Source organism: Streptomyces sp. B21-083, from assembly GCF_036898825.1.
Classification (GTDB): Bacteria; Actinomycetota; Actinomycetes; order Streptomycetales; family Streptomycetaceae; genus Streptomyces.
Genome location: NZ_JARUND010000002.1, coordinates 2,431,166 through 2,450,098, shown reverse-complemented (window position 1 = coordinate 2,450,098; position 18,933 = coordinate 2,431,166). Strand labels below are relative to the sequence as shown.

Below are 18,933 nucleotides of genomic sequence, written 5' to 3'. Positions count from 1 at the left end.
CCGCACAGACGGGCCTGGCACGATGTCAGGGTGACCGCACCGCTGACTCCGCCTCCGCCGCCGCATCATGAGCCCTCGCACGACCGTGCGGAGGGTTCGCAGCCCTTGCAGCAACAGCCTTCGCTCCAGGAGGCTCCGGACGGACGGTCCTGGCAGTTCTGGCCGGAGCCGTCCGGGGGGAGCGGGTTCGCGCCGGCCTACGGACAGGACGGCCCCGGCATGAAGACCGAACTGCGGGAGGCCGCCGTCGTCACGGTGGTGACGGCGCTCGGCGGGGTGCTGCTCGGGCTGCTGTGGTGGTGGCTGGCGCCGAACGTGGCGTTGGTCGGGGAGATCGTCAACAACCGCTGGACCGTGTTCGTCAAGGACAGCGAGGGCGAGCAGGCCATCGGGGTCGACGGAACGTTTACTCTGCTGGCGTTGGCCGTGGGGGCGGTGACTGCGCTGGGGGTGTTCCTGGTGCGGCGGCGCGGGGGTGTGCCGCTGGTGGTGGCGCTGACGGTCGGGGGGCTGCTCGGGTCGGTGCTGGCTTGGCGGCTGGGGGTGTGGCTCGGGCCCGCCCAGGATGTGATCGCTCACTCGAAGGAGGTGGGCAAGGGGGTCACGTTCTCGGCGCCGTTGAAGCTGGGGGCGAAGGGGGTGCTGATGGTGTGGTCCGTGGCCGCGCTGGTGGTGCATCTGGGGTTGACGGGGTTGTTCGGGCCGCGGGATCCGGAGGAGGCGCCGCCGGCGGTGTAGTTTTCTCGCCCCCGCCGCCCCTACCCGTCCCATCCTGTTCCTGGGGGCTGCGCCCCCAGACCCCCGCTCCGGCCCTGAAGGGGCCTTGTCCTCAAGTGCCGGACGGGCTGGAGGGGTGGGTCTGCGTCCTCAATCGCCGGACGGGCTGGAAATGCGGGTCTGCGTCTCAATCGCCGAGCGGCTGGGGGTGCGGGCCGGCGCTGAAGAGGTGCCGAGTGGCCCCTTCACGGGCGGGCGATCGGCGCCCTTACCGCCTGGGTGAGGCGGGTGAGGTCGGTGGGGGACAGTTCGACCTCCAGCCCTCGGCGGCCCGCCGAGACGCAGATCGTGGGGTGGGTGTCCGCCGATGCGTCAAGGACCGTTCGGAGCTTCTTGCGCTGGCCCAGGGGGGAGATACCGCCCCTGACGTAGCCCGTCGTGCGTTCCGCGAGGGTGGGGTCCGCCATGGACGCCCGTTTGCCCGACACCGCCGTCGCCAGCGCCTTCAGGTCCAGCTGGCCCGCCACGGGCACCACCGCGACCGTCAGGACCCCGTCCACGTCCGCCACCAGCGTCTTGAAGACGCGCTCCGGCGACACTCCCATCGCCTCGGCGGCCTCCTCGCCGTACGAGGGATGCGCGGGGTCGTGCTCGTACGCGTGCACGGTGTACGTGACGCCCGCCGCCGCCAGGGCCACCGTCGCCGGTGTTCCGCCCGACTGCTGCTGCTTCTTCTTCGCCATGTCCGCTCCCCGGTCAGTTGAGGCTTGTCGGGCTGCGCGTCAGTTCCGAGGCCGGCAGTGACGGGAGGTTGCGGATGATCGCCGTCTCCGTGCGCAGAAGTGCCAGTTCCTCGCGGAGGCGGGACGCCGTGTCCGGGGCCTCGAGGAGGCGCTGCTTCGACGGGGTGTCGAGCATCGTCGCCGCCGCCACCAGATACGACACCACCGCCGGCTCGTCGGGAAGGTCGGCGCCCGTCGACAGAGACCGTTCCCGCGCGCCCGCCAGGCGTTTCTGGTACTGGCGGAAGGCTCTGAGGACGCCCTCCGCCAGCGTGCCCGCCTCGTCGCCGGGGAATTCCTCCAGCTCCTCCAGCTCCGCCGTCAGGAAGGGGCCCGACGCGTCCACCGACACCAGCCGCACCCGGGTCGTACCGGTGGCCAGCACCTCGTACGTCCCGTCCTCGCGTTCCCTGATGGTCGCCGCGTCCGCCACGCACCCCACGGAGTGGAACGCCTTGACCGGGTCGTCGCCGAAGCCCGCCGTGGGCCCGCGTTCGGGCACCGCCGTCCGGTCGGGCAGGCCCTGTGCGCTGGGCGCCACCTCATGGCCGTCGCGAATCGTCACGACGGCGAACCGGCGTGGTTCGTCCTCGGGGGTCTTCAGAAGTTCGCGCATCATGGCGCGATAACGCTCCTCGAAGATGTTCAGCGGGAGTACGAGTCCCGGGAACAGCACCGAGTTCAGCGGAAAGAGCGGCAGCCGGACGATGGTCACGACGGGAAAGCCTAATGGTCGCCGGAGTGTGCGCGTCCGCCGTGCTCACTCCGTGGATGACCGGCGCAGGTCGAGCAACGGGCGGCGGGTGCGTTCCGGCGGACCTCCTCACGTGCTTCGAGGAAGCGGCCGAGGGGGTCGTCCGAGAACCGGTCCCAGGGAAAGGACGTGGTGTACGGGCCGGTCAGGCGCAGTTGGAGCAGAGCGTCCTCCCAGCGGTCGAGTCCCACCAGGACGTACGTCAGCAGGTTGCGCAGCTCGGCCGGCCAGGGGGCTGCCGCCGGGTAGATCGCCGACAGGGCGATGGCGGAGTCAGCCGCCGCGTCCAGGCGAGCCCGGCCCACCACCGTGTCGCCGTCGCCCTCGGTCAGACAGGCGAAGGCCGCGTGCAGGGGCAGCGCTTGGACGAGCGAGCCGGGCAGGGCGTCCTGCGCGGCCCGCTCGGCGAAGTCGAAGCACTCGCGGTGCGAGCCGCGCCCGCCCGGGGACAGTAAGGGGCTCGTGGACAGGTACTGGAGCGCGGCGACATGGCAGCCGTAGTGGTGCGGGGAGCGGCGTACGGCCTCGCCCCACAGTCGCTCGAACTCACCGTGGTCCGCGTCGCTGCCCCGGGCCCGGTCCAGGGCGATCCGCCAGGGCACCGGGTCGCGCGGGTCGCCCGCCGCGGCAGCCTCGACCAACGGGCCGGTCTGCTGGAGGAGTTCGGCGCGGGCCGGGGAGGCCCAGGCGCGGGTCACGGCCAGTTCGGCGCCGACCAGCAGCATGTCCGGGTCGTGCGGGGCGGCGGAGCGCCAGGACGTGAACCACTCGGCGCGGGAGTGCGCGAACGCGGCCAGCCGGACCACGTATCGGTCGCGGTTCTCCCACTCCGTCGTGGCGCGGGTGGCGGCCAGCAGTTCGGCCGCGGGGCGGTACTCGTCCCGGCCCGCCGCGACGAGCGCGGGGCCGAGACGGGCGTCGGGCGCGTCGAGCAGTACCTCGTCGTCGGCGGTCAGTCCGGCGGTGGCGAGGAGCGGAGACGGCGGAGTGTTCCGTTCCGTCCTGGTGGCACGGAGGAACGCACGCAGCGAGGCCATGGTGTCGACCATTGAAAGGCGCAGGTCGAGGCCGCGCCAGCCCAAATGCCCAACCCGTTTTTAGTTGTACGGCGAGGAGTCAAGGAATGGCAAAAGATGAACCGGGCTCACTTCTGGCCGCCTCGGCTCCCTGCTCGGCCCCTGCTCAGCTTCTGCGCAGTGTCCGGGTCGCTCCCGCCGCCACCGTCGTGGCCAGGATCCAGCCCAGCATGATGATCACAGCGGACAGCCACTGCCAGCCGCCGCGCAGCTGCCAGAAGCCGACCTGGCCCAGATCGATCACCGGGAGAAGCAGGTCGAGGGCGAAGAGGGAGGGATTCCAGGGCGGGTGCTCCCCGCTCTTCAGCGGCGGATGGCTGGCGTGCGCGAACGCCACCGAACTCGCCGCCCACAGCACCGCCATCCACACGGCGGCCCGGCCGGGCCGGTACCCGTAGGCGACCGTCCAGTCCTGCACGTACCCCCACAGCTTCGCCGCCGGCGGCAGGGTCTCGCGGCGCCGGCGCTGCTTGGCGAGCAGCACCTCGCGCGCGTCCTCGTCCTCGCCGCCGTTGCGCAGCACGGTGGCCAGCCGCTCGTACGGCTCCGGGCTGTACTCGGCGGTCGCCGCCGCCACCCACGCCAGCCGCTCCGCCGGCGGGAACGGCCCCTGCGGTACGAGGTTCTCGTACCCGAAGCCGCCCATGTGCAGGTTGCCCGGCCCCGGCCAACTGCTCGCCCGGTCCACGAGGTTGACGACCTTCGCGCCCGACAGCACCACCTTGCCGCGCTCCGGCCGCTCTCCTAGGAAGCGCAGCTCGGGGGTCTGCACCCGGCGCAGCGACAGCTCCTGGTCGTCGGTGAAGGTGAGCCTCGCGCGTTCCAGGTCGACGGCGTCGCCGAACCGGCCGTCGTCGAGCCGGATGCCGCCCTCGCACTCGAAACGCTGGATGCGCGTCCCGCGCGCGGGGGTCGTGCCGCTGGTCATGATGGGGTTCCAGACGCCCGCGGGGGTCAGATACAGCGTGCGGCCCACGGTCAGCTGGGGGGCGTTGAGCGCGAGTCTCCCGTAGGGGTTGGCGAGCCGGCTGCCGCGCAGGCTCAGCGAGACCCCGATCGTGGCACCGCGCAGGCTGAACTCGCCGTGCGATTCCAGCATCTCCGCCTGGAGGTCCTGGCCGACGCTCATGCCGTCCGCGACGATCGAGCGTCCGCGCCGGTCCCGATAGACGACGGCCTGGTTGAGCAGCAGATCCGTCCCGATCTGCGCGTCCGTGAGCCGGGCGCCGTTGTGGAAGCGGCACCGGGGGAGGTGCAGATCGCCCTCGGTGTGCACCCGGGCCGCCTCCAGCCGCGGCACCGAGCAGTCCACCATCCGAAGGGTCGTGAAGTGCGCCTCCGGCAGGAGGATCTCCTTCTCGAAGCGGCAGCCCTTCAGCTCGACGTACGGCACGACCGTGCCGCCCGCCAGATCCAGCGTGCCGCTGATCTGCACGCCGGTGAGCTTGAGGGACGACACTCGCCCGGCGAGCGCGGGCGGCCCGTCGAGGAGCAGCCAGCACACGATGCGGGCCCGCACGGTGCGTTCCGCGCCCCACGGATGGCCGCCGTGCGGATCGTCGACGACGGTGTCGCCGCTCCTCAGGTCGTACACGCTGCCGTTGCGGAAGGCCAGCCACATGCCCAGCTCGGCGGCGCTCAGGTCGTCCGGCGGTTCCCCCGTGTTCCTTGAGTCCCCCGTGCGGATGCCGGCACCCTCAGTCACGACTTTTCCCACTCCTCCCCGCGTCATCAAGCGTCACCAGCGGGTTTGGTACAACCGTTCTGCCCGCTCAGTAACCCTCTGAACTCAAGACGTGAAGGTGATCTTCCGAGTTCCCGTGGGAGGCCCGCGGAAGGACGCGCGACGCTCTGTATCAGCCACTGATACGCGCGAACGGCACCCGATCCACGTCTGAGAGAATTGTCCGCGTGATCTCTCGAATCGATCTGCGCGGCGACGCCCTCCCTGAGGGACCCGCCCTGCGCGACCTGCTGCCCCGAGCCGACTTCGACGTCTCGGCCGCCCTGGAGAAGGTGCGTCCGATCTGCGAGGCCGTGCATCATCGGGGCGACGCGGCGCTGATCGACTTCGCCGAGAAGTTCGACGGAGTCCGGCTGGAATCCGTACGCGTCCCCGCGAAGGCCATCGCCGACGCCCTGGAGCAGCTCGACCCGGCCGTCCGCGCGGCCCTGGAGGAGTCCATCCGGCGCGCCCGTCTCGTCCACCGCGAGCAGCGCCGTACGACGCACACGACCCAGGTCGTGCCCGGCGGTTCGGTCACCGAGAAGTGGGTGCCCGTGGACCGGGTCGGGCTGTACGCGCCCGGCGGCCGTGCCGTGTACCCGTCCTCCGTGATCATGAACGTCGTGCCCGCGCAGGAAGCGCGCGTCGAGTCCATCGCGCTCGCCTCCCCGGCCCAGGCCGACTTCGGCGGGCTGCCGCACCCCACCATCCTCGCCGCCTGCGCCCTGCTCGGCGTCGACGAGGTCTACGCGGCCGGTGGCGCGACCGCCGTCGCGATGTTCGCGTACGGCACCGAGTCCTGCGCGCCCGCCAACATGGTGACCGGCCCCGGCAACATCTGGGTCGCCGCCGCCAAGCGGTACTTCGCGGGCAAGATCGGCATCGACACCGAGGCCGGCCCCACCGAGATCGCGATCCTCGCCGACGACACCGCCGACCCGGTGCACGTCGCCGCCGACCTGATCAGCCAGGCGGAGCACGACCCGCTGGCCGCCGCCGTCCTCGTCACGGACTCCGTGGCGCTCGCGGAGGCGGTCGAGAAGGAGCTGGAGCCGCAGGTCGCGGCCACCAAGCACATCGAGGACCGGGTCGCCCCGGCGCTGGCCGGCCGGCAGTCCGCGATCGTCATCGTGGACAGTGTGGAGGAGGGGCTGCGGGTCGTCGACGCCTACGGCGCCGAGCACCTGGAGATCCAGACCGCGAACGCCGCGGCAGTGGCCGACCGGGTAAGGAACGCCGGCGCGATCTTCGTCGGACCCTGGTCGCCGGTCTCGCTCGGCGACTACGCGGCCGGGTCCAACCACGTCCTGCCGACCGGCGGCTGCGCCTGCCACTCCTCCGGCCTCTCCGTCCAGTCCTTCCTGCGCGGCATCCACATCGTCGACTACACGCGGGACGCGCTGGCCGACGTGGCGCATCACGTGGTGACGCTGGCGGAGGCGGAGGACCTGCCGGCGCACGGCGCGGCGGTCAAGGCGAGGTTCGGATGGAAGGTACCGGCGAGCAAGTGAAATTCGGCATCGATGATCTCCCCGTGCGGGACGAACTGCGCGGCAAGTCGCCCTATGGCGCGCCCCAGCTCGACGTCCCCGTACGGCTGAACACCAACGAGAACCCCTACCCGCTGCCCGACGCGCTCGTCGAGCGGATCGCCGAGCGGGTGCGCGAGGCGGCCCGGGACCTCAACCGCTACCCCGACCGGGACGCCGTGGAGCTGCGTACGCGGCTCGCCGAGTACCTGACGGACACCTCGGGCCACGAGGTCGGCCTCGCCAACGTCTGGGCCGCCAACGGCTCCAACGAGGTCATCCAGCAGCTGCTCCAGACCTTCGGCGGCCCCGGCCGTACCGCGATCGGCTTCGAGCCGTCGTACTCGATGCACGGGCTCATCGCGCGCGGGACGGGCACCGGCTGGATCTCCGGCCCCCGCAACGAGGACTTCACCATCGATCTCGCGGCGGCCGAGAAGGCCATCGCCGAGCACCGGCCCGACGTCGTCTTCGTCACCACCCCCAACAACCCCACCGGAAACGCGGTCCCGCGCGAGACCGTCCTCGCGCTCTACGAGGCCGCGCAGGCCGCCAAGCCCTCAATGGTGGTGGTCGACGAGGCGTACATCGAGTTCAGCCACGGCGACTCACTGCTGCCGCTGATCGAAGGACGGCCGAATCTCGTCGTCTCGCGGACCATGTCGAAGGCGTTCGGCGCGGCGGGCCTGCGCCTCGGCTATCTCGCCGCGCACCCCGCCGTCGTCGACGCCGTGCAGCTCGTACGACTGCCCTACCACCTGTCGGCCGTGGCGCAGGCGACCGCCCTGGCGGCCCTGGAGCACACCGACACGCTGCTGGGGTACGTCGAGCAGCTGAAGGCCGAGCGGGACCGCCTGGTCACCGAACTGCGCGCCATCGGGTTCGACGTCACCGAGTCCGACGCCAACTTCGTGCAGTTCGGCACCTTCGCGGACTCCCACGAGGCATGGCAGACGATCCTCGACCAGGGTGTCCTGGTCCGGGACAACGGTGTGCCGGGATGGCTGCGGGTCTCCGCCGGAACTCCCGCCGAGAACGACGCGTTCCTGAACGCGGTACGTGAACTGAAGAAGGAGCAGGACAAGTCATGAGCCGCGTCGGACGCGTGGAGCGCACCACCAAGGAGACGTCGGTCCTCGTCGAGATCGATCTCGACGGCACCGGCAAGGTCGAGGTGTCGACGGGCGTCGGCTTCTACGACCACATGCTCGACCAGCTCGGCCGGCACGGTCTGTTCGACCTCACCGTGAAGACCGAGGGCGACCTGCACATCGACTCGCACCACACCATCGAGGACACCGCCCTCGCCCTCGGTGCCGCCTTCAAGCAGGCACTCGGCGACAAGGTGGGCATCTACCGCTTCGGCAACTGCACGGTCCCCCTGGACGAGTCCCTCGCCCAGGTGACGGTCGACCTGAGCGGCCGCCCCTACCTCGTGCACACCGAGCCCGAGAAGATGGCGCCGATGATCGGCGAGTACGACACCACGATGACCCGGCACATCCTGGAGTCCTTCGTCGCCCAGGCCCAGATCGCGCTGCACGTGCACGTGCCCTACGGGCGCAACGCGCACCACATCGTGGAGTGCCAGTTCAAGGCCCTCGCGCGGGCTCTGCGCTACGCCTCCGAGCGCGACCCGCGCGCGGCGGGCATCCTCCCCTCCACGAAGGGCGCCCTGTAAAGCCATGAGCGGCCTCTCCACCATCCTGATCGTCGTCGGACTCTTCCTGCTCGGCGGGATCTACTCCTTCGTCAAGCAGAAGATGCCGATGAGCCTCATCGTGCTGCTCTCGATAGGCGCCGCGATGTGTCTGGTCGCCGGGGTCATGAGGCTGGAGGTATGGAATTGAGCGCGTCCACAGCATCCAGAACGTCCAAGAAGGTCGTCGTCTTCGACTACGGCTTCGGGAACGTGAGGTCGGCGGAACGCGCTCTCGCGCGCGCGGGTGCCGAAGTCGAGATAACGCGTGACTTCGACACGGCCATGAACGCGGACGGACTGCTCGTACCGGGCGTCGGCGCCTTCGCCGCCTGTATGCAGGGCCTCAAGGAGGCGCGCGGCGACTGGATCGTCGGGCGCCGACTGTCCGGCGGCCGTCCGGTGATGGGCATCTGCGTGGGCATGCAGATCCTCTTCGCACGCGGTATCGAACACGGCGTCGAGACCGAGGGCCTCGACGAGTGGCCCGGCTCCGTGGAGCCGCTCCAGGCCGACATCGTGCCCCACATGGGCTGGAACACCGTCGAGGCCCCGGCCGACTCCCAGCTCTTCGCGGGCCTGGACACCGACGCGCGCTTCTACTTCGTCCACTCGTACGCCGTCCACGACTGGGCCCTGGAGACCGCGAACCCGCTGATGCGCGCCCCCAAGGTCACCTGGTCGACGCACGGCAAGCCCTTCGTGGCGGCCGTCGAGAACGGCGCCCTGTGGGCCACCCAGTTCCACCCCGAGAAGTCCGGCGACGCCGGAGCGCAGCTGCTCACCAACTGGATCGGAACCCTGTAGACCATGGCGAAGCTCGAACTTCTCCCCGCCGTCGACGTCCGCGACGGCCAGGCCGTCCGCCTCGTGCACGGCGAGTCCGGTACGGAGACCTCGTACGGCTCCCCCCTGGAGGCCGCCCTCGCCTGGCAGCGCTCAGGCGCCGAATGGCTGCACCTGGTCGACCTGGACGCGGCCTTCGGCACCGGTGACAACCGCAAGCTGATCGCCGAGGTCGCCGGGGCGATGGACATCAAGGTGGAGCTGTCCGGCGGCATCCGCGACGACGACACGCTGGCCGCCGCCCTCGCCACCGGCTGCACCCGGGTGAATCTCGGCACCGCCGCCCTGGAGACCCCGGATTGGGTCGCCAAGGTCATCGCCGAGCACGGCGACAAGATCGCGGTCGGCCTGGACGTACGGGAAACGACCCTCCGCGGACGCGGCTGGACCCGGGACGGCGGCGACCTCTACGAGACGCTGGAGCGCCTCAACTCCGAGGGCTGCGCCCGGTATGTCGTGACCGACATCGCCAAGGACGGCACCCTCCAGGGCCCGAACCTGGAGCTGCTGAGGAACGTCTGCGCGGCGACCGACCGCCCGGTCGTGGCCTCCGGTGGCGTGTCGTCCCTGGACGACCTGCGGGCCATCGCCGAACTGGTGCCGCTCGGTGTCGAGGGCTCCATCGTCGGGAAGGCCCTGTACGCGAAGGCGTTCACCCTGGAAGAGGCCCTGGAGGCGGTGGCTCAGTGAGCGACGTACGGCGTGTCACGACCGGTGCTCCCTGGGAGGAGACCTTCGGGTACTCCCGCGCGGTGGAACTGCCGAACGGCCTGGTGCTGGTCTCCGGCTGCACCTCGATAGTGGACGGCGAGATCGCCGCAGGCGGTCCCTACGAGCAGGCGGTCAACGCCTTCAACGTCGCGTTCGCGGCGCTGGAGCAGCTGGGTCTCGGCAGCGGCGACGTCGTGCGCACGCGCATGTACCTCACCCACGCGCGGGACGTGGACGACGTCGGGCGCGCACACAAGGAGCTGTTCGACTCCGTGCGGCCCGCCGCGTCCATGATCATCGTCGCCGGCCTCGTGGACCCCAGCCTGGTCGTCGAGGTCGAGGTGGAGGCGTTCCGAAGGGGGTCCGCGGCATGACACTCGCCGTACGAGTCATCCCCTGCCTGGACGTGGACAACGGCCGGGTCGTCAAGGGCGTCAACTTCCAGAACCTCCGCGACGCGGGCGACCCCGTCGAGATGGCCAAGGTGTACGACGCCGAGGGCGCCGACGAACTGACGTTCCTGGACATCACCGCCTCCTCGGGCAACCGCGAGACCACCTACGACGTGGTGCGCCGCACCGCCGAACAGGTGTTCATCCCGCTCACCGTGGGCGGTGGGGTGCGCGCGGCCGAGGACGTCGACAAGCTGCTGCGCGCCGGCGCCGACAAGGTGGGCGTCAACACGGCCGCCATCGCGCGTCCGGAGCTGATCCGCGAGATCGCCGAGCGGTTCGGCCGACAGGTGCTCGTGCTGTCCGTGGACGCCCGCCGCACCGCATCCGGGTCCTTCGAGGTCACCACCCACGGCGGCCGGCGCGGCACCGGCATCGACGCCGTCGAGTGGGCGCACCAGGCCGCCGAACTGGGCGCCGGCGAGATCCTGCTCAACTCGATGGACGCGGACGGCACGAAGGACGGCTACGACATCGAGATGATCGAGGCCGTACGCAAGCATGTGCGTGTGCCGCTGATCGCCAGTGGGGGGGCCGGTCGGCTCGCCGACTTCGCGCCGGCCGTCGCGGGCGGCGCGGACGCCGTCCTGGCCGCGTCCGTCTTCCACTTCGGTGATCTGCGGATCGGGCAGGTGAAGGATGCCCTGCGGGCGGCTGGGCATCCTGTTCGCTGACACGCAGTTCTTTTGCCGCGGCCCGGTTGTGGCTGGTCGCGCAGTTCCCCGCGCCCCTAAAGGGGCGCGCTGCGCGCCATCAGATGCCCAGCTGTTTTGATTCGTGCAGCTTGGCGATCGCGTCCTTGTCGCCCTCCAGTTCCACGTCGGCGACGTTCTGCCGGCCGTACGCGAACAGCAGGAGTTCGGACGGCTCGCCGGTCACCGTGACCACCGGGGTGCCGCGATGGGCGACCGCCGTCTGACCGTCCGGACGGCGCAGCACCAGGCCCGTCGCCGCGCCGCGGCCCGTCAGCCGGGCGGTGCGCTCCAGGCGGGACCACAGGGCGTCCTGGAAGACCGGGTCCAGCTCGCGGGGCGTCCAGTCGGGCCGCGCCCTGCGGACGTCCTCCGTGTGGACGTAGAACTCGACGGTGTTCGACGCCTCGTCGACCTGCTTCAGCGAGAAAGGCGAGAAACGCGGCGGGCCGGTACGGATCAGCTGGATCAGCTCCTCGTACGGCTTGTCGGCGAACTCCGCCATCACCCGGTCGAGGCGGGCCCCGAGCTGCTTGATCAGCAGCCCGCCGGCGGCGTCCGGGCGGCGCTCGCGCACCACCACATGGGCGGCGAGATCCCGGGTCCGCCAGCCCTCGCACAACGTCGGGGCGTCGGGACCCTCGGTCTCCAACAGGTCGGCGAGAAGAAGTCGTTCACGCTTCGCGTAGGTAGACATGCTCGCAAGCCTACGACTGCCCCCCGAGTCCGCCCAGTGGACATACCGAGGGGAGTGTCAGTGGGTCGCGGCACAATGGCCCCATGACCAGCAGCACGCCTCCGCCCAGCAGGTCCGACGGCCGCAGCCCCCTGGCCCCGGAGATCGCCGCGCGCCTCAAGCGCGGCCCCGACGGGCTCGTCCCCGCCGTCGCCCAGCAGTACGACACCGGTGAGGTGCTCATGCTCGGCTGGATGGACGACGAGGCACTGCACCGCACCCTGACCACCGGCCGCTGCACCTACTGGTCGCGCAGCCGGCAGGAGTACTGGGTCAAGGGCGACACCTCCGGCCACTTCCAGCACGTGAAGTCCGTCGCCCTCGACTGCGACGCCGACACCGTGCTCGTCAAGGTCGACCAGGTCGGCGCCGCCTGCCACACCGGCGCCCGCAACTGCTTCGACGCCGACGTCCTGCTCGACGTGTCGTTCGAGGACGCCGATTCCGGCGCCCTGCCACAGGGTCAGTAAGGTCAGCCGCCATGGACCTCGAGACCTTCCGCAAGCTGGCCACCGACCGGCGCGTCATCCCCGTCACCCGCAAGCTCCTCGCCGACGGCGACACCCCGGTCGCGCTCTACCGCAAGCTCGCCGCCGAGCGCCCCGGCACCTTCCTGCTGGAGTCCGCGGAGAACGGTCGGTCCTGGTCCCGCTACTCCTTCGTCGGCGTCCGCTCCAGCGCCACCCTCACGGCCCGCGACGGCCAGGCCCACTGGCTCGGCACCCCGCCCGTCGGCGTGCCCACGGACGGCGACCCGCTCGCCGCCCTGCGCGCCACCATCGAGACCCTCCACACCCCCCACGAGGAGGGCCTGCCGCCCTTCACCGGCGGCATGGTCGGCTACCTCGGGTACGACATCGTGCGCCGCCTGGAGAAGATCGGCCCCGGCGAGCGCGACGACCTCAAGCTGCCCGAGCTGACCATGCTGCTCACCAGCGACCTGGCCGTCATGGACCACTGGGAAGGCTCGGTCCTGCTGATCGCCAACGCGATCAACCACAACGACCTCGACACGGGCGTCGACGAGGCCCACGCCGACGCCGTGGCCCGCCTCGACGCCATGCAGGCCGACCTCTCGCGTGCGGTCGCCCAGCCACCCGCCGCGCTCCCGCCCTCCGAGCTCCCCGAGTACACGGCCCTGTGGGGCGGCCCCGACTACCAGCGGGCCGTCGACGACATCAAGGAGCGCATCCGGGCCGGGGAAGCCTTCCAGGTGGTCCCCTCCCAGCGCTTCGAAACACCCTGCACGGCAAGCGCGCTGGACGTCTACCGGGTCCTGCGCGCCACCAACCCGTCCCCGTACATGTACCTGTTCCGATTCGACGGGTTCGACGTCGTCGGATCGTCCCCCGAGGCCCTCGTCAAGGTCGAGGACGGACGCGCGATGGTCCACCCCATCGCGGGCACCCGGCACCGCGGGGCGACCCCTCAGGAGGACCAGGCCCTCGCCGACGAACTGCTCGCCGACCCCAAGGAACGCGCCGAACACCTCATGCTCGTCGACCTCGGACGCAACGACCTCGGCCGGGTCTGCGAGCCCGGCTCCGTCGAGGTCGTCGACTTCATGTCCGTCGAGCGGTACTCGCACGTCATGCACATCGTCTCGACCGTCACCGGCCGCGTGGCACCCGGCCGCACCGCGTTCGACGTCCTGACGGCCTGTTTCCCGGCCGGCACGCTCTCCGGAGCGCCCAAGCCGCGCGCGATGCAGATCATCGACGAACTGGAGCCGTCCAGGCGGGGGTTGTACGGCGGCGCCGTCGGCTACCTCGACTTCGCCGGTGACTCCGACACCGCCATCGCCATCCGCACGGCCCTCCTGCGCGACGGCACGGCGTACGTCCAGGCGGGCGCCGGCGTCGTCGCCGACTCCGACCCGGTCGCGGAGGACAACGAGTGCCGCAACAAGGCGGCGGCGGTCCTGCGCGCGGTCCACACGGCGAACCGCCTCGGACAGTAGGGCGTTTCCGACGAAGGAGCGTGAACGGGGCGACGAATGGGGCGCTTCTCACGTGAGCCCCGGGTGACGGTGCGCCCGGGGTTCAGGACATAGTGGGGTACGTGACTGCCGTACCCGTACCTTCCCCACGTTCCGAGGCGGCCCTTCCCGGCCGGGCCGGCCGCCTCAGCCTCGCCGTCGCCCTGCTGGCCGGCGCGCTCGGCGCGGCCGTCGCGCTGCTCGCCACCCGCCAGCGCTGGTCGGAGGGCACCGCGACGGTCGCAGGCGGCGCCTTCCCGCTGACCGCCAGCGGCAGCGATGTCACGGGCGTGCCCGCGGCCCTCGCCATAGTCGGCCTCGCCGCGCTCGTCGCCGTCTTCGCCGTCCGGCGCTCCGGCCGGCTCCTGGTCGCCGGACTGCTCGCGCTGTCCGGCGCCGGCACGGTCGCCGCGGCCTTCCTCGGCGCCTCCGACAGCTCCGCGCTCGACGAGAAGGCCGCGCGGGCCACCGGCGACACCGCGGCCACGGTGAGCACCCTCAGCCACACGGCCTGGCCGTACGCGGCCGCCGTCGGTGGCGCGCTGATCCTCCTCGCCGGACTCCTCGCCCTGCGCTACGGCCGTCTGTGGCCCGCCATGTCCGGACGGTACGAGCGCGGCGGCGCCCCGCGTCCGCGCCGCCGGGCGGGGGCCGTGGACCCCGAGCGGCCCGAGGAGATCTGGAAGGCCCTCGACCGGGGCGAGGACCCGACCGGGGCATAAGCGCTCCGCCGGCAGGGCGGTGCGCCGCCCGTGGGTCCCTCGTGGCTGGTCGCTCTCCCACTCTCGGCTTCGATCCAGCGCAGGATCTCCCGCGCGGCGCAGCCGTACCCGGCTCGCCGGTCCCTCTCAGCCCCGGGGAGACTCGCTGTGTTGACCCCGGGCATCCTCCACGCGTGCGCGTGCGTGACAATGGGCGACGAGCGTCCGGCTCACCACGTACTGCATTCAACAACCAGCAACTCAGCAACGAGGAGCAAGTCATGGCGGGCAACAGCCACGGTCACACTTTGGCCGCCTGGACCGGCGTCACCATCACCATCATCGGTTTCTGCGTATCGGGCGCCTTCATGGTGATGGCCGAGCCGGTGGGCTTCTGGGCCGGCATGGTGGTCGTGGTCCTCGGCGGTGTCGTCGGCTGGATCATGGCCGCGATGGGCCTCGGCAAGCAGAAGCCCACCACCCGGGGACGTCAGGGCCACAAGGTCGCGGGTGAACCGGCGGGTGCCGAGAGCTGAACCCCGTAGGGGACCGGTTCTCGGACCGGCAGGGGCGGCCCGGCGAGAGCGCCGGAGCCGCCCTTCGCGCGTGCACGCCCCGCAGGAGGCAGAATGCGTCAGGTGAACACCGAGCCGGCTCAACAAGGCGTGTCGTCGGGCGCCGGTGCCGTCCTGGGCCGGGTGGCCGTGCCCGCCGGGGTGCTCGCGGCCGTCGTCGGGGCCTTCGCGTACGTCGGGACGGTCGACCCCAACGAACCCGGCCACTACCCCGTCTGCCCGCTGCTGCGTCTGACCGGCGTGTACTGCCCGGGCTGCGGCGGTCTGCGCAGCGCCTACGCCTTCGTCCACGGAGACTGGACGACGGCTCTCGGCGCCAACGCGCTCGCCGTGGCGGGGTACGTGGCCTTCGCCGTTCTGTGGACCGTCTGGGTGGTCCGCGCGGCGCGCGGACGGCCGATGCGGATCGACCTCGGGCCGGCGCAGCTGTGGAGTCTTGGAGCATTGCTGCTGGTCTTCACGGTTGTCCGGAACCTGCCGTTCGGTGGCTGGCTCCACCCTTGATCAAATAGTGGATGTCCAGGTAGTGGGACCGGTGTCAACCGGATGTGAGGGCCACGCCCTCCTCCGGATACCATCGGAGTGACCAGCTTTGACAGTTTGTGCAGCTTCAATGGTGTGAATGGCTGGAACAGCCAATCGCCTACCGTCTGAAAGGGGGCCGCTCGCGTGAGTGTGCTCGACGAGATCATCGACGGAGTCCGTGCCGACCTCGCGGAGCGGCAGGCGCGCGTCAGCCTCGACGAGCTCAAGGAGCGCGCGGCGAAGGCTCCCGCAGCCAAGGACGGGGTCGCCGCACTGCGCGGCGAAGGCGTCAAGGTCATCTGCGAGGTCAAGCGGTCCAGCCCCTCCAAGGGCGCGCTCGCGGCCATCGCCGACCCGGCCGGCCTCGCCTCGGACTACGAGGCGGGTGGCGCGGCCGTCATCTCCGTCCTCACCGAACAGCGCCGCTTCGGCGGCTCGCTGGCGGACCTGGAGGCGGTGCGCGCCCAGGTGGACATCCCGGTGCTGCGCAAGGACTTCATCGTCACGTCCTACCAGCTGTGGGAGGCGCGGGCGTACGGGGCCGATCTGGCCCTGCTGATCGTCTCCGCCCTCGACCAGTCGGCTCTGGAGTCCCTCATCGAGCGCGCCGAGTCCATCGGGCTCACCCCGATCGTCGAGGTGCACGACGAGGACGAGGTCGAGCGGGCGGTGGACGCGGGGGCCCGGATCATCGGTGTCAACGCGCGCAACCTGAAGACCCTGGAGGTCGACCGCACCACGTTCGAGCGGGTCGCCCCCGAGATCCCCGACAGCATCGTCAAGATCGCCGAGTCTGGTGTCCGTGGCCCGCACGATCTGATCGCGTACGCCAACGCGGGCGCCGACGCGGTGCTGGTCGGCGAGTCCCTCGTCACCGGGCGCGACCCCAGGTCGGCGGTGTCCGACCTGGTGGCGGCGGGGGAGCATCCCGCGCTGCGGCACGGGCGCGGCTGATCTCCGGCTAGAGTTGGCCCCGATGACACTCACCCTGACCCCCATGGACCGGTACGCCCGCCTCGCGCGTGGCTGCCGCCCCCGTGGCTGTCGCGCTCCCGCGCGGAGGGTGCACGGGCGGCGGGTTCGGTATGTCATCGGGGACGAGCCTGGACAGGTCAACGGGATGCGATGGCCCTGCGGGGCTTGGCAGTAGGGTGCGGTTCGTCTGATTCGGGCTGCGCCCTGGCTTTGTGCTTCGCGAGGGGTGCGTTTTCGGCCGCGGGTTCGTTGTGGCTGGTCACGCAGTTCCCCGCGCCCCTATAGGGGCGCGTCCCTCACGTTTCCCTTGTCCAGACCGAATCCCGGGGCATTGCCTTGCCCCTGTGAGGTAGCAGTCGTATGTCCAGTGAGTTCTTCATTCCTGATCCGGCGGGTCAAGTGCCCGATGTCGACGGGTACTTCGGTGCCTTTGGCGGCAAGTTCATTCCGGAGGCGCTCGTCGCCGCCGTGGACGAGGTCGCCGTCGAGTACGACAAGGCGAAGTCCGACCCGGAGTTCGCCCGTGAGCTCGACGATCTGCTCGTCCACTACACCGGGCGGCCCAGCTCCCTCACCGAGGTGCGCCGGTTCGCCGAGCACGCCGGTGGCGCCCGGGTCTTCCTCAAGCGGGAGGACCTGAACCACACCGGGTCCCACAAGATCAACAACGTGCTCGGGCAGGCCCTCCTCACCAGGAGGATGGGCAAGACCCGGGTCATCGCCGAGACCGGGGCCGGTCAGCACGGGGTCGCCACCGCGACCGCCTGTGCGCTGTTCGGGCTCGAATGCACCATCTACATGGGCGAGATCGACACCCAGCGCCAGGCCCTGAACGTCGCCCGGATGCGCATGCTCGGCGCCGAGGTCATCGCCGTGAAGTCCGGTTCGCGCACCCTCAAGGACGCCATCAACGAGGCGTTCCGCGACTGGGTCGCCAACGTGGACCGCACGCACTACCTGTTCGGGACCGTGGCCGGACCGCACCCCTTCCCGGCGATGGTGCGCGACTTCCACCGGGTGATCGGCGTCGAGGCCCGCAGGCAGCTCCTTGAGCAGGCCGGACGGCTGCCCGACGCCGCCGTCGCCTGCGTGGGCGGCGGATCCAACGCCATCGGGCTCTTCCACGTCTTCATCCCCGACGCCGACGTCCGGCTCATCGGATGCGAGCCCGCCGGACACGGTGTCGAGACCGGCGAGCACGCCGCCACCCTCACCGCAGGTGAGCCCGGCATTCTGCACGGGTCCCGGTCGTACGTCCTGCAGGACGAGGAGGGGCAGATCACCGAGCCCTACTCCATCTCCGCCGGGCTCGACTACCCGGGCATCGGGCCCGAGCACTCCTACCTCAAGGACAGCGGACGCGCCGAGTACCGCGCGGTCACCGACGACGCCGCCATGCAGGCGCTGCGACTGCTGTCCCGTACCGAGGGCATCATCCCGGCCATCGAGAGCGCGCACGCGCTGGCCGGTGCGCTCGAGGTCGGCAAGGAGCTGGGCAAGGACGGCCTGATCGTCATCAACCTCTCCGGGCGCGGCGACAAGGACATGGACACCGCCGCCCGGTACTTCGACCTGTACGACACGGACGCCGAGGTCGCCGCGAACGCGGCCGACACCGCCGAGATCGAGGGGGACGCCAAGTGAGCGGGAACATCCAGCTGCTGTCGGACACCCTCGCCGGTGCCAGGGCCGAGGGCCGGTCCGCGCTCATCGCGTACCTCCCCGCCGGGTTCCCGACCGTCGACGGTGGGATCGACGCCATCAAGGCGGTGTTCGACGGCGGCGCCGACATCGTCGAGGTCGGGCTGCCGCACAGTGACCCGGTGCTCGACGGTCCTGTCATCCAGACCGCCGACGACATCGCCCTGCGCGGCGGGGTCAAGATCGCGGACGTGATGCGCACGGTCCGGGAGGCGTACGAGGCCACCGGGAAGCCGGTGCTCGTCATGACGTACTGGAACCCGATCGACCGCTACGGCGTGGAGCGCTTCACCGCCGAGCTCGCGGAGGCGGGCGGCGCCGGGTGCATCCTGCCCGACCTGCCCGTGCAGGAGTCCGCGCTGTGGAGGGAGCACGCCGAGAAGCACGGGCTCGCCACCGTGTTCGTCGTCGCGCCCAGCAGCAAGGACGCGCGCCTCGCCGAGATCACGGCGGCCGGCAGCGGGTTCGTGTACGCCGCCTCACTCATGGGCGTCACGGGGACCCGGGTGTCGGTCGGCGCCCAGGCCCAGGACCTCGTCCGGCGCACCCGGGGCACCGGCACCGGCCTGCCGGTCTGTGTCGGGCTCGGCGTCTCCGACGCGGCGCAGGCCGCCGAGGTCGCCGGCTTCGCCGACGGGGTGATCGTCGGGTCGGCCTTCGTGAAGCGGATGCTCGACGCGCCGGACCACGCGGCCGGTGTCGAGGCGGTGCGGGAACTCGCCGCCGACCTCGCGAAGGGCGTACGCGGCACGGCGTAG

Annotated in this window: 23 protein-coding genes; 18 read left to right on the top strand and 5 right to left on the bottom strand. The window is 71.1% G+C overall.

The window, feature by feature from the left end; translation table 11 throughout:
- Window positions 1-30: 30 nt before the first annotated feature.
- Window positions 31-738 (top strand): hypothetical protein, encoded by a 708-nt coding sequence (locus QA861_RS34965; RefSeq protein WP_334592702.1) that lies wholly within the window; start codon window positions 31-33, stop codon window positions 736-738.
- A 224-nt stretch (window positions 739-962) separates the two neighbouring features.
- On the opposite strand, the gene ybaK is transcribed toward QA861_RS34965, so the two are convergent.
- From ybaK to QA861_RS34945, 4 genes are all read right to left on the bottom strand, one after another.
- On the bottom strand, window positions 963-1,460 hold the full coding sequence (gene ybaK / locus QA861_RS34960) for a Cys-tRNA(Pro) deacylase (protein ID WP_334592701.1): 498 nt from the start codon (window positions 1,458-1,460) through the stop codon (window positions 963-965).
- Between the two features lie 13 nt (window positions 1,461-1,473).
- The gene (locus QA861_RS34955; RefSeq protein ID WP_334592700.1) at window positions 1,474-2,214 is read right to left on the bottom strand and encodes an LON peptidase substrate-binding domain-containing protein; all 741 of its coding nucleotides are present in this window, start codon (window positions 2,212-2,214) and stop codon (window positions 1,474-1,476) included.
- An 11-nt stretch (window positions 2,215-2,225) separates the two neighbouring features.
- Window positions 2,226-3,302 carry a hypothetical protein gene (locus tag QA861_RS34950; RefSeq protein ID WP_334592699.1) on the bottom strand — a complete coding sequence of 359 codons (1,077 nt, stop codon included), beginning with the start codon at window positions 3,300-3,302 and terminating at the stop codon, window positions 2,226-2,228.
- Window positions 3,303-3,435: 133 nt separating this feature from the next.
- Complete coding sequence (locus tag QA861_RS34945; protein WP_334592698.1) at window positions 3,436-5,034, bottom strand: oxidoreductase; 1,599 nt, start codon at window positions 5,032-5,034, stop codon at window positions 3,436-3,438.
- Window positions 5,035-5,240: 206 nt separating this feature from the next.
- Here QA861_RS34945 and hisD point away from each other — a divergent pair, with 206 nt between their 5' ends.
- Genes hisD through hisF form a run of 8 tightly spaced genes read left to right on the top strand, consistent with a single transcriptional unit; the run spans window position 5,241 to window position 10,966 of the window.
- Window positions 5,241-6,566, top strand: a complete 1,326-nt coding sequence (gene hisD, locus QA861_RS34940; RefSeq protein ID WP_334592697.1) for a histidinol dehydrogenase — start codon at window positions 5,241-5,243, stop codon at window positions 6,564-6,566.
- Complete coding sequence (locus QA861_RS34935) at window positions 6,563-7,675, top strand: histidinol-phosphate transaminase (RefSeq protein WP_334592696.1); 1,113 nt, start codon at window positions 6,563-6,565, stop codon at window positions 7,673-7,675. The genes hisD and QA861_RS34935 overlap by 4 nt, the downstream gene beginning before the upstream one ends.
- Window positions 7,672-8,265 (top strand): imidazoleglycerol-phosphate dehydratase HisB, encoded by a 594-nt coding sequence (gene hisB, locus QA861_RS34930; RefSeq protein WP_006377508.1) that lies wholly within the window; start codon window positions 7,672-7,674, stop codon window positions 8,263-8,265. The genes QA861_RS34935 and hisB overlap by 4 nt, the downstream gene beginning before the upstream one ends.
- Before the next feature lie 4 nt (window positions 8,266-8,269).
- A complete protein-coding gene (locus QA861_RS34925) occupies window positions 8,270-8,434 on the top strand; it encodes a CG2302 family histidine operon protein (protein ID WP_203690639.1) in 165 nt (54 codons plus the stop codon).
- On the top strand, window positions 8,425-9,090 hold the full coding sequence (hisH, locus tag QA861_RS34920) for an imidazole glycerol phosphate synthase subunit HisH (protein ID WP_334592694.1): 666 nt from the start codon (window positions 8,425-8,427) through the stop codon (window positions 9,088-9,090). Before QA861_RS34925 ends, hisH begins: the two co-directional genes overlap by 10 nt.
- Before the next feature lie 3 nt (window positions 9,091-9,093).
- On the top strand, window positions 9,094-9,819 hold the full coding sequence (gene priA, locus QA861_RS34915; protein ID WP_334592693.1) for a bifunctional 1-(5-phosphoribosyl)-5-((5-phosphoribosylamino)methylideneamino)imidazole-4-carboxamide isomerase/phosphoribosylanthranilate isomerase PriA: 726 nt from the start codon (window positions 9,094-9,096) through the stop codon (window positions 9,817-9,819).
- Window positions 9,816-10,214 (top strand): RidA family protein, encoded by a 399-nt coding sequence (locus QA861_RS34910; RefSeq protein ID WP_334592692.1) that lies wholly within the window; start codon window positions 9,816-9,818, stop codon window positions 10,212-10,214. Before priA ends, QA861_RS34910 begins: the two co-directional genes overlap by 4 nt.
- Window positions 10,211-10,966: an imidazole glycerol phosphate synthase subunit HisF gene (gene hisF, locus QA861_RS34905; protein ID WP_334592691.1), complete on the top strand. Its 756-nt coding sequence runs from the start codon at window positions 10,211-10,213 to the stop codon at window positions 10,964-10,966. Before QA861_RS34910 ends, hisF begins: the two co-directional genes overlap by 4 nt.
- 79 nt (window positions 10,967-11,045) lie before the next feature.
- Here the strand turns inward: hisF and QA861_RS34900 are convergent, their stop codons facing one another.
- A complete protein-coding gene (locus QA861_RS34900; protein ID WP_334592690.1) occupies window positions 11,046-11,681 on the bottom strand; it encodes a TIGR03085 family metal-binding protein in 636 nt (211 codons plus the stop codon).
- Between the two features lie 83 nt (window positions 11,682-11,764).
- On the opposite strand from QA861_RS34900, the gene hisI reads away from it, so the two are divergent.
- The 9 genes from hisI to trpA all read left to right on the top strand — a co-directional run bounded on the left by hisI (window position 11,765) and on the right by trpA (window position 18,933).
- Window positions 11,765-12,190 carry a phosphoribosyl-AMP cyclohydrolase gene (hisI, locus tag QA861_RS34895; protein WP_334592689.1) on the top strand — a complete coding sequence of 142 codons (426 nt, stop codon included), beginning with the start codon at window positions 11,765-11,767 and terminating at the stop codon, window positions 12,188-12,190.
- Between the two features lie 11 nt (window positions 12,191-12,201).
- Entirely contained in the window at window positions 12,202-13,680 is a 1,479-nt protein-coding gene (locus QA861_RS34890) for an anthranilate synthase component I (RefSeq protein WP_334592688.1), read from the top strand.
- 92 nt (window positions 13,681-13,772) lie between these two features.
- On the top strand, window positions 13,773-14,420 hold the full coding sequence (locus QA861_RS34885) for a TIGR02234 family membrane protein (protein WP_334592687.1): 648 nt from the start codon (window positions 13,773-13,775) through the stop codon (window positions 14,418-14,420).
- Between the two features lie 260 nt (window positions 14,421-14,680).
- A complete protein-coding gene (locus tag QA861_RS34880; RefSeq protein WP_334592685.1) occupies window positions 14,681-14,935 on the top strand; it encodes an HGxxPAAW family protein in 255 nt (84 codons plus the stop codon).
- Between the two features lie 93 nt (window positions 14,936-15,028).
- Entirely contained in the window at window positions 15,029-15,478 is a 450-nt protein-coding gene (locus QA861_RS34875; RefSeq protein WP_334592684.1) for a DUF2752 domain-containing protein, read from the top strand.
- Window positions 15,479-15,643: 165 nt separating this feature from the next.
- Window positions 15,644-16,453 carry an indole-3-glycerol phosphate synthase TrpC gene (trpC, locus tag QA861_RS34870; protein WP_334592683.1) on the top strand — a complete coding sequence of 270 codons (810 nt, stop codon included), beginning with the start codon at window positions 15,644-15,646 and terminating at the stop codon, window positions 16,451-16,453.
- A gap of 22 nt (window positions 16,454-16,475) precedes the next feature.
- A complete protein-coding gene (trpM, locus tag QA861_RS47250) occupies window positions 16,476-16,649 on the top strand; it encodes a tryptophan biosynthesis modulator TrpM (protein WP_107090998.1) in 174 nt (57 codons plus the stop codon).
- Between the two features lie 185 nt (window positions 16,650-16,834).
- Complete coding sequence (trpB, locus tag QA861_RS34865; RefSeq protein WP_334592682.1) at window positions 16,835-18,118, top strand: tryptophan synthase subunit beta; 1,284 nt, start codon at window positions 16,835-16,837, stop codon at window positions 18,116-18,118.
- Window positions 18,115-18,933, top strand: a complete 819-nt coding sequence (gene trpA, locus QA861_RS34860) for a tryptophan synthase subunit alpha (RefSeq protein WP_334592680.1) — start codon at window positions 18,115-18,117, stop codon at window positions 18,931-18,933. Before trpB ends, trpA begins: the two co-directional genes overlap by 4 nt.